We start from the raw sequence: 12201 nt of genomic DNA, 5'->3' as shown, positions 1-12201 counted from the left end.
ATCAGGCCGGCGAATCGGAGCCGGCAAGTGCGTTCGCCAACTCCCGGCGAGAACGGATCCCGAGCTTGCCGAACACGTTGCGCAGATGCCACTCTACGGTCCGAGTACTGACGAAGAGCCGCTCACCGATCTCCGGGTTGGACAGCCCAACGCGGGCGAGCGACGCTATCTGCCGCTCCTGGGCGGTCAGATCGTCGCCCGTCTCGAGCGTCCTTTTGCGCACCTTCTCGCCGGTCGCCAGGAGCTCGAGACGGGCGCGCTCGGCGAATGCCTCCATCCCCAACCTGCCGAGCATCTCGTGTGCTGTGCGTAGCTGTTGGCGAGCTTCGGGCCGGTGATTCTCGCTACGAAGCCACTCACCATAAAGCAGGTGCGCCCGGGCCAGCTCCGGCCGCAGCCGGGTACGGCTCAATCTCTCGATCGCTTCGCGATAAAGCTTGGCGGCGGTCGGCCCGTCGCTCAGGAGCGCCCGGCTGCGTGCCTCGATGCCGAGCGCGAGATCGGTGCCGCACGGGTGCGTCGTCTCTGTAAGCCGATCGAGTGCCTGCCGTGCGAGTTCGGTGTTTCGTCTGCGCGCGGCCGCCTCGACCAACTCGGGTAGCGCCCACATGGACATCCACGGATTCAGTGTGTCCGAGGCCGCTAGGCGAGCCGCCGACATCGCCTCCTCGTAGCGCGAGAGGCCGTTGTACAAGACCGCGGCCGCCCACTGCGCCCATACCCCCGCCATTCCCTGGCCGGTGACCGCGGCCAGCTCGACCGCGCCCGCGATCGCCTCAGAGGCCTCGGCTTCCCGCCCTTGCAGTGCCCGGAGCCTCAGCAACGTGTACGGGGCGATAGGGCTGCCGATCGCCGCCGCCGCGCCGTCAGTCTCCGAGACGAGCGAGGCCGTGCCCGCGAAGTCGCCCATCCACGGGAGTGCTATGCCCAGTTGGGAGAGATAGATCGGCAATTGCGCAAGCGCTCCGACGTCGCGGACAAGCTGGAGTTGCCTGACGGAGATCTCGTACAGACTCTCGAAATCCCACACGACCGTGCTAGCGACCGTGGCCATCCAGCCCCACCGCAGAACGTCCTCCACTGGAATGCTTGTAAGCACGTTCGCGGCCTGTTGCAAGGTCGGTGCCGCGGCGGCGTGCCCGTCAATTGTCAGCAGAGCCAGGCCGTCGAGCAGCAGCTCGAGCGGACGCGGTCTGCCTTGTGGCCGGGGGAGGGCTTTGACGGCCCGGCTCACTTCCAGGCGGGCATCCTCTCCCGGGAGCTGCCCCGCCATCCCCGCCGCGCCCCACGCGGTCAAGTAGGTCTCGCGCGCAAGCTCCATGTCGAACGACTCGAGCCGCCGCGCGGCCTTCAGCAGAAGCGGCGGAGCGTCGCTGCCAAGACCCGAGGCGAAGGCGATGTGGCCGCGCAGCAGGTCGGCCCGAGCGCGCTGGAACTCGTCGAGCTCACCGGCTTCTGCGGTGGCCAGGAGCCCGAGAGCCGCATCGAACTCGCCGGCCTGGAAGGTCGCCTCGGCGGTGGCGAAGATCCTGTCCGCGCGCCTGCCCGGGTCGCCAGTGAGCGCAAGCGCACGTCGTAGAAATGCCGCAGTGGCGGCGAGGCCGCCGCGCGTCTGCGCACGGCGGGCCGAGCGCTCGAGCTCCAACGCGACATCCTCGTCAGGTCCCGCCGCGGCGGCAGCCAGATGCCACGCGCGGCGATCCGGGTCGTCCTCCCGATCGGTCACCTCCGCCAACGCGAAATGGATTGCTCGACGCTCCTCCGTCACCGCAGATCGGTACACGGCCGAGCGCACCAGCGGATGCCGGAAGGTCACTCGTTCACCGATCGCCAGAAGCCCCTGCGCTTCCGCCCCTTTGGCTGCCGACAGCCCGATGCCGAGCCGCTTGGCCGCGCGCCACAGCAGGAGTGGATCACCGACCGGCTCCGCTGCCGCGAGCAGCAGCAGACGGCGTGTGTCTTGAGGGAGCGGCTCGAGTCGTCGGACGAAGCCCTCCTCGATCCGTCCCGTCAGCGCCTGTGCCTGTGCCTCCAACAGGCCGAATCCGCCCGCCAACTGCATCGCCGTCAAGCCCCGCGGCAACTCCAGCAACGCCAGCGGATTCCCGCGGGTCTCGGCGATGATCCGTTCCCGGACTCGCTCATCCAACACGAACCGCACGGCCGAGCTCAGTAGCGCGCGGGCGTCGCCATCGGCCACACCGCGCACCTGCATTTCTGAGACGTGTCGAAGGTGGTCGCCCGGATCGCGGGCGGCGAACACGATCCCTACCTGTTCCGCCAGCAAACGCCTGGCCACGAAGGCAAGCGTCTGCGCCGACGCCTGATCCAACCACTGCGCGTCGTCGACAACACAGAGCAGCGGACGCTTCTCGGCCGCTTCGGACAGAAGGCCGAGCACAGCCAGGCCGACCAAGAACCGATCCGGCGGAGATCCCGCGCTCAACCCGAACACAACCTGAAGCGCATCGCGCTGCGGGGCTGGGAGTTTCTCGGTCCGGTTGAGCAGCGGTGCGCACAGCTGATGCAGACTGGCGTAGGCAAGCTCCATCTCCGACTCCACCCCCGCCGCCTGAACGACCGTCAGATCCGTCGCCGACGCGACTAGGTACTGCAGCAGCGCGGTCTTCCCGATGCCAGCCTCACCCTGCAGCACCAGCGCTCGGCTCTTGCCCTTGACGATCGTTGAGACCAGTTCGTCCAGCAGCGCGCACTCTTCCACCCGGCCGCGCAGGCCATCACCCAAGTTTGATTGAGTAAAGGGTTTCTCCATCTCAACGACCTCCTGGAGACGACACGCATTGCTCTGTCGTCTCCGCGTACTGCGACTCAAAGCGCCCGCGCAGGAACGGCGCGCTGAACGAGCCCAGGCGAGTTTCCCGTCCGCCCGAGAGTCCGGCGAACGCGCCGGTTGCCCCAGAGCACGGGCATGCCCTTCCCGACCGTGCTCATGCACGACGTTGAGGAACTCCCGTCGACGCACAGACAATGACATCGGACAGCACGTCGCAAGGGTTCATAATCCAAGCGGCGGCGGTGATAATCACGCCTAACCCGACTGCCAGGTGCCGCCGTTTTGACTGTGCTCGCCTGCCGCTCTCCTTGAGTAGCGGCTCTTCTCCGAGTCAACTTACGCTTACTGTCAGATGGATTCCAGAGCACCTGTCCGGTCTCCGGTCTACTGCCGGCCGACGTCGCAGCGGCGAATCCCGGTCTGGTGCTCGGAAGGTCGATTTGCTGCGAAGGGGTGGCTCCACTAGCCGCTGTCCAGGCTACGCCTGGCTCGCTGCTACGCCTTCGTGGTCGACGGACGGATGCCGCCTCAGCTGGCGTCGGGTGGTGACTCCGAGCTTGGCGAAGACCTTGCCGAGGTGCCACTCGACCGTCCGTCGACTCAGGTAGAGAGCCGCGGCAATCTCAGGGTTACTGAGGCCCGCGGCGGCCAGACGCGCGATCTGAGCCTCTTGGTCGGTCAGGTCCTGCTGAGTGTCGACCGTCCGTTTTCGTACCGTCTCACCCGTTGCCGCCAGCTCGCGTCGTGCGCGGTCGGCGAATGCCTCGACGCCCATCGCGCTGAGCAACTGGTGGGCTGTCCGGAGCTGAATCCGGGCGTCGGCACGGCGATTTCGACGTCGCAGCCACTCGCCGTAGAGCAGTCGCGCTCTAGCCAGCTCGACCTGGATCCTAGTCCGGCCCAGCCTGTCGATCGCCTCCCGGTAGAGCTGTTCCGCATCGACATCGTCGCGCAGCAAGGCGCCCCTAGCCGCCGCGACTCCGAGCGCGAAGTCGGTGCCGCTGGCGCGTGTCATGGCTGACAGCAACTCGTACGCGCCGACGGCGACGGCGGTATCACCGCTGCGCACGGCTGCCTCGACCAGCTCGGCGATCGCCCACTTGGTGGGACCTAGCTCCAGCGGTTCGGTGGCTGCCTCTTGCGCGGCGACCAGGGCGTCGTCGTACCGGCCGAGACCGTTGAACAGCACGGCGCGAGCGGCGTACATCATGTTGAGCCCCACGCCTTGGCCTCTCGCGGTCGCGTCATTAATGGTCTGCTGAATCAGCTCCTCGGCCCGTTTCTCGCGGCCGCGCATGGCCGCGAGCCATGCCTCAGGAATCGCCGTCAGAGTGTTCTCACCACCGGTCACCTCCGCTATCCAGTTACTTTCGGCAACCAGAGACGCGGCGGCGGCCAGGTTGCCGCTGTGGATGTCGAAGATGGCGCGGCTGGCCAGAGCCAGTGGAAGCAAGCTGAGAGCTCCGGCTTTGCGGACGACGTCCAGATGTCGCTGGCTCAGCACGTCCCAGTGCAAGTCGTCCCACAGATCGACGGCCGCGACAGCCGCCACCCAGGCGCTCCTGAACGCCTCGTCCACAGTCAGGTCCTCGCTGCCGAACGCCTGGATCGCACGGTGCAGCGGACCTGCCGACGCAGCGTAACCGTCGGTGTACAGGATGGCCATCCCCTCGAGTAACAGGTCAGACTTGCTCGGCGCCTCGGATTGTGGCGCAGCTCGAGCTGCCTCTGCCACCTGCCGCATGCCAGGCCCAGGCCCAGGTGCCAGTCGGCCGGCGAACAAGGCCGCAGACAGTGCGTCCAGGTAGGTTCCTCGCGCGACTGCGCCGTCCAGTGATTCGAACCTTCGGGCGGCCGCCAGCATCAGCGGCAAAGCCTGGTTGCCATGGATCGAGTTGTAGGAGATCTGCGCGCGCAGCAGATCAATTCGCGCGAGCTCGGCTTCGCTCAGCGGGCCGGACTGGGCGAACGCCAACAGGTTGTGTGCGTCCTCGAAAGCGCCTGCGCCCGCCTTGGCCTGCGCGGCAGCGAGGGCGCGTTGTGCCCGCCTTGCGGGGTCAGGCGTCAACGATGCCGCGGTGTCGAGGAAGGCAGCCGCGGCCGCAAGACCACCCAGCGAGACCGCGCGATCGGCTGAACGCTCGAGTTCCGACGCGACAGTCTCGTCCGGACCTAGCGCTGCGCTCGCACGGTGCCAGGCGCGACGGTCGGGACTGGCTTCAGCGTCTGTGGCGTCGGCCAGGGCCTGGTGGACCTGTCGTCGTTCCGCCAGCGTCGCCGACTGGTACATGGCCGAACGAACCAGTGGATGCCGGAAACGGACCCGGTCACGGAGCTCGATCAACCCGGCCGCTTCAGCCGCCGCGGCCGCGTCGGCCTCGATGCCGAGTTGCTCAGCTGCCCGCCACAGCAGCGGAATGTCGCCGACGGGCTCCGCGGCCGCGACCAGCAACAATTGCCGCGTGGGCTGTGGCAAAGTCGTCAACTGCCGGATGAAGCCCTGCTCGAGGCGGTCGACCAGGGGACCCGCGCTTCGCGCCGCTGCAGCTGTATCGAACGCCAACTCTGACGCGGTAAACGCTCGAGGGAGCTCGAGCAGGGCCAGCGGGTTCCCGAAGGATTCGGCGAGAATGCGATCTCGTACCCGCGGATCGAGTGTGCCGGGGACGACCGACTCGAGCAGGGCCGCGGCGTCCTCATCCCCCAGTCCGCGCAACACAAGGTCAGGAAGCCCCATCAGCTTGGGCTCCTCGTCGGTGTCCCGTACTGCGAAGACCAGGCCCAACGGCTCGACATCGAGCCGGCGAGCCACGAACTCCAGCGCCTGAGCGGACGCCTGATCCAGCCATTGCGCGTCGTCGACTACACAGATAAGGGGCTGCTCTTCGGCAACTCCAGAAAGGAGGGTGAGCGCCGCCAAACCGACGAGGAAGCGGTCCGGTGCACTGCCCGCCCGCAGCCCGAAAGCAGTGCTGAGTGCGTCGCGTTGCGGGAGCGGGAGGCTGTCGATGCGGTCCAAATAGGGGCCACACAGTTGATGCATACCGGCGTACGGGAGTTCCAGCTCCGACTCGACACCCGCCGCTCGCGAGAGCTGGCAACCGCCCGCATGCTCGACGAGGAATTCGAGCAGGGCAGACTTGCCTACGCCTGCCTCGCCACGCAGTACCAGAACCTGGCTGCGGTTGGCGTGCGCTGACGCGACCAGTCCGCTCAGTACCTTGCACTCGTTCTGCCGTCCACGCAGATCGGCCCAGTAGACGCTATCGGACATGCCTCACCAACCACCCGCGCACGCCTCAGCCGAGGGCCCTGGCGCGGCGCGCGGGCGCCGGGGTCAATCGCTCAGAAGTCTTCCACTGGCAGCTTGACCCGGCAAGGAACTTCGCGCGGTACCTTCCTCCGTGCTCCGGCACGATCAGCGCTCCCGTCGTGCCTCTGTCGAGTTCCCTGCCCTAGTCGAGCTCCGTGCCATCGGAGGTGGCGACCTTGCCGATTGCGTGCCCCAGGTCCCAGGCCTCCGACGGAGCTGTGACCAGGCCGGGGCTGTCACCACCGTCGGCCTCGACCGACCGGCCACCGTGACCCTCTGGGCCGGACCGGTCCGACAGCATCCGCTCCAGCTCGGACCATCTCCTGGCTCAGCCCTGTGCGGCCAACGTCTGGGGCCATTGGCGCCCTTCCCGGCGGGTGCGCGGCCTCCATGTGGGCGTGATGAACGATGCTGTCTATACCTGCATAAACGCCAGGAGGCGACCATGGCCCAAAGAGTCGAGATCCGGCTGACCGACGACATCGACGGTAGCGAGATCCCTACCGGCAAGGGTGAGACCGTGCCCTTCGCGCTCGATGGCAAGTCGTACGAGATCGACCTCCGCACCAGGCACGCGGCGGCCTTGCGCGCGGCACTCGATCCTTACATCGAGGCGGGCCGGCCGATCAAGAACAGACGCGGCAGGCGGGTCACCCGAACCACAGTTGATGCGGATGCTCGAACCGTCAAGGAATGGGCTCGTGCGAACGGGTACGAGGTCAATGACCGCGGGCGAGTCCCGGCACACATTCGGGAGGCCTTCGACGCCGCCCACTAGCAGTAGACACCGCACCTAATAGATGTCGAGGCGCCACAACAATCTGATCACAGTGTCACCTTTCCTGCCCTTGACTTCATACTCCGAGCGTTTGGACCTAGCGGTGAGCAACGCTCTCGGTGCGAAGGAACTTGCGATGGCACCGCATCACATCTGCCCCGCGCAACTCCCCCGCCCACTACCGATCGCAGGCAGCCGGTGCTCCGGACGGCGACCTCGCACTGATACCCGCCCAGCCGACCCGGACGAGCGATCCGGAGCCCCAATTCCGTCGCTCGCCGCGTACACATCATCTACGGCGTGACGCTGGCGCTGCCTGGGTGCGTGCCCTGGGATGGCGCGGCGGCTGGACCAGGCGGTGTCGGCGGCATGTGGTTCTGTGCACTCAGGTCAAACTCCACTCGGGCTGGCGAAACTGCGTCGTACTTGATAGGCATGCGCTGGCCGGCGCGCGGCGTGGCTCCTCGGAGCGGGTACGCAACGTGGTTCTGGATCAGGGAGGTGCCAACGGAGTAGCGAACCAGCACGAATGTGCGGCTGTGCGTGCGCAACACAGAGATGACCTCACCCGTCGCCCGACACCAGATCTCGGACTCGACCCGTGCATCCGGAGAGCGGTCAGTCCCGCAACTGACCACGATTAGCACGAGAACGCCGACCGCCAACCCAGCGGTTACCACCAGCACTATCGCCGACATCGTCCCATGCCCTTCGTGCCTAGAATCCCGATCGCGATTCCTCGGAGACCGACAAATGGCGACAGCCACCCAACGGCGGCCCATCGCATCTGGTGCCTGCCCCTCCCAGCGCGACCGCCGCAGACCCAGCCGCTTCGATCCGGTCGCCGTCGGACAAGCTGCCGAGTGCCGATGCGCCGAAGGTCTGCTCCGGTTGTGCAGCTCATGACATACGCCCCGCCCCCTGGTCCGTGCGGTCTCACAATGGCCGCCATGGTCACTCCTTCAAGCCACACTGTCAGCGGCCGTCGGTCGCCCTGGGTTCGAGTGTCCATCCGCGATCGCGTGGAGAGTGCGGACTAATTGCGTGATCTGCGCAGGCTACGACTGGATCTCGCGATATTCGCAGGTTGGGATGCAAATTTCGGCACGCGGGTGCCGCCCTTCTGCAACTATTCGTGAATGGACGAGAAACTACGCATCCTGGTCGCGGCCGCGCTGGCACGGGTTATCGAACCGGCACTGGTGCAGCACTTTCCCTCCGCAGCAGTGGTTGTCGCAACAACCCGCGGCGAGGTCGAGCATGCGATCCAGCGCCGCCCACGCTTCGATGTCGTTGTCTCCGACTTGCTCTGGAACTCGAGCGCCGAGTACACGTTCGACGGGCTCGACGTGTTGGCCATCCTTCGATCCGCTGATCGGGAGTCGCCGGTCATCATCGCGACGCAGGGCCACAGCGCCGAGCAGGACCACCTCGACGAAGCGGTCGAGCAGGACATCGTTTGGGGCGTGTTCCGGAAGGCGGGTGGCCCGGCGCTGCTTCTTGAGGCCGTCGAGCGGGTTGGTCGCGGCGAGCGGTTGGCCGCCGTGACTTTCCCGACAGGTGCCAGCCGGAGCAGCCTGCCCCGGATCCACACATACTTCGCCACAACGAGAGGTCGGACCGCCGCGCGGATGGCAGGTGCGATCGCTTCTGGCCGCGCCATCAGCCACAAGACGCTCGCTGAGGTCGCCAAGGTCGAATATGACACCGCGTCGAAGATTGGCCGAGAGTACCTAGGCGACCTCATTTGCCGTCGCGGTGAGCACATCTCGAACCACCTGCCGGCGCGCGTGCCCGCGCCAGTTGTGTACCGGTGGTGCGGCGAACACGTGCGCTACATCCTCAGCTGGTGTCGTCGTAACGGACAGACAGACGTTGCCAAACGAGTGATCCCGATTCCGCGGGACGAATAGTCTGGAGATGATGTCTCAGGCCTTGACCGGGCCGGGTGGCTGGGCAATCGGTGATCCAATGGGCCGCCTGATCTGGCATCTGAGGGGCCGCTGTTCGTTGACAGATTCACTAACCCGACTCACCGCTTTACAAGTCCGTTGCTCGGTACCGAGTCCGCTGTCTACAGCGTCACAGGCAGACCCATCGACTGCCAGCACCGTCATCTGCGGCATGTCCTGACTCCTGTTCATCGACACCGCCATTGACAGAGACGTTGCTATAGGCAACTTTGCCAAATCCGGCCGCGGCGGGGCGCCGGGCGCCTCTACCCCTCGAGGCTTGTCCATCTGCAGGTCTGGTTCGAACCCGGCCCGAACCCTAGGATCGACCCACCAAGCCACCGGAGCACAGCTAGCGGCGAGCGATGAACGTGCTCAGCGGTCGGCGGTGCGGGTGGTGCTGGCGTGGGTGGTGCACTGGAGTGCGGCCGCCCATAGGGCGAACAGGGCGTAGCTGTTGGAGGTGAGGGCCTCCGAGCAGTGGTCGGCTTGCGGAACGGCCGTGATGCGGCCAGAAGTGTCGGGTGCCTCGAGGAGCACCGCTGGGCGCGGATTGACCTCAGGCGGGCCGGGGGCGTCTTCGGCGGGTTCCCATCTCCGACACTCGCGGCGCTTCACCGTGTGGCGGCCACGATGCGGCGCCGAGCTCGCGCGACACCGAGCGGGCGGCGGATCGCAGCGACGTCAGCACGGCCGGATCGAGCGGCCACTCGTCGGTTGACGCGACCAGTCCGATCGCGCCGGCCGCACCGCCGAACCGATCGCTCAGGACGGCGGCCACGCCGCATTCGCCGAGCACCGCCTCCTCGACCTCTTCCGCGATACCTGTGACGCGGATCTGATCGAACAGGCTGCGGAGCTGACGGGGGTCGGTCACTGTCTGGCCGGTCATGCCTCGCAGCGCTGCTCCCTCCAGGACGCCGTCCGCCAGCTCGTCGTCGAACGCGAGGATCGCCTTACCCAGTGCGCACGCATGGGCGGGGATCACGATCCCGACTTCCGGCATCTGGCGCGACCCGTCCGGTCGCGGTTCGTGATGTACCACCACGACGTCGTCGATCAGCATCACCGCGGTACGCACGGCCAAGCCGGTACGACGCGCGAGGTCCTCCGCCCAGGGGGTAACCCGCGAGCGCAGCTCGAGGGTGTCGAGGTACACGTTGCCCATCGTCAGCACCGCGGGGCCGAGTCGGTACTGGCCGGAGTCGTGTTCCTGGACGACCATCCGGTGGGCCAGCAAGGTGCGAACGATGCCGTGGACGGTCGACGCTGGCAGGCCGAGCCGCTGCGCGATCTCGCCCAGGCTGAGCCTGTGGTCGCCCTGCAGAAGGGCGAGGATCCGCAGGGCGCGGTCGACCGACTGGATCACCGGATCACCTCATCCTCCGTCGACTTTCGATCAGGGTCTTGTGCCCCTCGAAAGAGCAGCGTACCGTCCGAGCATTATTCGACATTGTCGAATGACATTCCAACCTTACACGGTGGGCCTGCGGGGCAGAACCGCAGGGTGACCGTGTGCGCCTTGCAGGAGGGCACCATGAGCGAACCGTTAGTCATCCAGAAGTTGGCGTCCGAGGTCGTCGGGACCGCCTTCCTCGTCTTCGTCGGCGTGGGCTCGGTGCCCGCCACCCTCATCGTGAACGGCGACGCGCCCTTCACGATGGCCGACCTGGGGATGATCTCGTTGGCGTTCGCGACCGTCGTGATCGCGACTGTCTACGCGCTGGGGCACATCAGCGGGAACCACATCAACCCCGCGGTCACCCTCGGCCTCGCGGTGACAGGGAAGTTCCCGTGGAGGAATGTGCCGGGCTATCTCGGCGCCCAACTGGTCGGGGCCGTCATCGGCGCCGCTGCGATCATCGCGGTGCTCGGGCAGAAGGCGAGCCACGTCGGCCTCGGCGTCGCCTCGTACGGCGCGGCGGTCAGCGTCCCCCAAGCGTTCGCGGCTGAGTTCGTCGGGACCTTCATCCTCGTGTTCACCGTCTTCGGGGTGATCCATCGCAAGGCGCCGGCGGGATTCGCGGGGCTGGCCATCGGCCTCGTCGTATTCGCCGCGATCATCCCGGTGGCACCGACCACGGGAGCCTCGATCAACCCGGCCCGCACGTTCGGGCCGATGCTGGTGCAGCAGATCGCCGGCGGCAGCGTGAAGTGGGAACAGCTGCCCGTCTATCTCTTCGCGGAGTGCCTCGCCGGTGTCGTGGCTGCGCTGGCGTACGCCGCCCTCGTCAAGCCTGCTCGGCAGGCCGAGGAGGCGCCGGCTGTGGTCCCCGAGCAGGCATCGGTCACTGGCGTGTGACCGCCACCGCCCACGCACCTCACAGTCGAAGGAGCAGTCGTCATGAAGAAACTGATCAACGCACCAGCTGACGTCGTCGCCGAGTCCCTCCAGGGGCTCGAGGCGGCCCACCCAGAGCTTCGGGTCGATCATGAGAACAAGGTCGTGTTCCGCGCCAACCCTCCACGGCCGGGGAAGGTCGGGCTGGTCTCGGGCGGTGGTTCCGGCCACGAACCCTTGCACGGCGGGTTCGTCGGCCCGGGCATGCTCGACGCAGCCTGCTGCGGTGAGGTCTTCACCTCCCCGGTGCCGGACCAGATCCTCGCCGCCACCAACGGTGTCGACGGCGGCGCCGGTGTACTGCACATCGTGAAGAACTACACCGGCGACGTGATGAACTTCGAGATGGCCGCCGAGCTCGCCGGCGCAGACAGCGGCGTCGAGGTCATCGCGGTGGTCACCGACGACGACGTCGCCGTACAGGACAGTCTCTACACCGTCGGACGGCGGGGAGTCGGCGTCACGGTCCTGGTGGAGAAGCTGGCCGGCGCGGCCGCCGAGCAGGGCCGGCCGCTCGCAGAAGTTGCCGATGTCGCTCGCAAGGTGAACTCGTCCGGACGCAGCATGGGCATGGCCCTGACCTCCTGCACCGTCCCTGCAGCGGGCCAGCCGACGTTCGACCTGCCAGCCGACCAGATGGAGCTCGGCATCGGCATCCACGGCGAACCCGGGCGCAAGCGGATACCCCTCGCGCCCGCAGCAGAGATCGCCCAGATGCTCGTCGAGCCGATCCTGGACGACTTCGAGTTCGCCGGCGACGGTGTGCTCGCATTCGTCAACGGGATGGGCGGCACACCGCTCATCGAGCTCTACCTGATGTACCACGAGGTGAACCGGCTGCTGTCCAAGGCGGGACTACCCGTGGCACGCTCGCTCGTCGGAAACTACATCACCAGCCTGGACATGGCGGGGTGCTCGGTCACCCTGCTGCGGTTGGACGACGATCTGCTGCGCTTGTGGGACGCGCCGGTGATGACACCCGCCCTGCGGTGGGGGGTTTGAGCACCATGGCCTCCACAGGAG

8 protein-coding genes are annotated in these 12201 nt (G+C 67.0%); 4 read left to right on the top strand and 4 right to left on the bottom strand.

Annotation, left to right across the window (positions count from 1 at the left end):
• Position 1: 1 nt before the first annotated feature.
• The 3 genes from ACGFIF_RS38210 to ACGFIF_RS38200 form a co-directional block, all read right to left on the bottom strand.
• Complete coding sequence (locus ACGFIF_RS38210) at positions 2-2773, bottom strand: AAA family ATPase (protein ID WP_393161582.1); 2772 nt, start codon at positions 2771-2773, stop codon at positions 2-4.
• A 499-nt stretch (positions 2774-3272) separates the two neighbouring features.
• Positions 3273-6068: an AAA family ATPase gene (locus ACGFIF_RS38205; protein ID WP_393161580.1), complete on the bottom strand. Its 2796-nt coding sequence runs from the start codon at positions 6066-6068 to the stop codon at positions 3273-3275.
• 181 nt (positions 6069-6249) lie between these two features.
• Complete coding sequence (locus ACGFIF_RS38200) at positions 6250-6408, bottom strand: hypothetical protein (protein ID WP_393161578.1); 159 nt, start codon at positions 6406-6408, stop codon at positions 6250-6252.
• A gap of 144 nt (positions 6409-6552) precedes the next feature.
• Here ACGFIF_RS38200 and ACGFIF_RS38195 point away from each other — a divergent pair, with 144 nt between their 5' ends.
• Complete coding sequence (locus ACGFIF_RS38195) at positions 6553-6885, top strand: Lsr2 family protein (RefSeq protein WP_393161576.1); 333 nt, start codon at positions 6553-6555, stop codon at positions 6883-6885.
• A 1139-nt stretch (positions 6886-8024) separates the two neighbouring features.
• Positions 8025-8798: a hypothetical protein gene (locus tag ACGFIF_RS38190; RefSeq protein WP_393161574.1), complete on the top strand. Its 774-nt coding sequence runs from the start codon at positions 8025-8027 to the stop codon at positions 8796-8798.
• Between the two features lie 598 nt (positions 8799-9396).
• Here ACGFIF_RS38190 and ACGFIF_RS38185 read toward each other — a convergent pair.
• Positions 9397-10206 carry an IclR family transcriptional regulator gene (locus tag ACGFIF_RS38185; protein ID WP_393161571.1) on the bottom strand — a complete coding sequence of 270 codons (810 nt, stop codon included), beginning with the start codon at positions 10204-10206 and terminating at the stop codon, positions 9397-9399.
• 168 nt (positions 10207-10374) lie between these two features.
• On the opposite strand from ACGFIF_RS38185, the gene ACGFIF_RS38180 reads away from it, so the two are divergent.
• Positions 10375-11139 (top strand): MIP/aquaporin family protein, encoded by a 765-nt coding sequence (locus ACGFIF_RS38180; RefSeq protein ID WP_393161569.1) that lies wholly within the window; start codon positions 10375-10377, stop codon positions 11137-11139.
• A gap of 42 nt (positions 11140-11181) precedes the next feature.
• The gene (dhaK, locus tag ACGFIF_RS38175; protein ID WP_393161567.1) at positions 11182-12180 is read left to right on the top strand and encodes a dihydroxyacetone kinase subunit DhaK; all 999 of its coding nucleotides are present in this window, start codon (positions 11182-11184) and stop codon (positions 12178-12180) included.
• Positions 12181-12201 lie beyond the last annotated feature (21 nt).

It is taken from the genome of Kribbella sp. NPDC049174 (assembly GCF_043197365.1).
Taxonomy (GTDB): Bacteria; Actinomycetota; Actinomycetes; order Propionibacteriales; family Kribbellaceae; genus Kribbella.
This window is presented reverse-complemented; position numbering and strand designations above follow the sequence as displayed.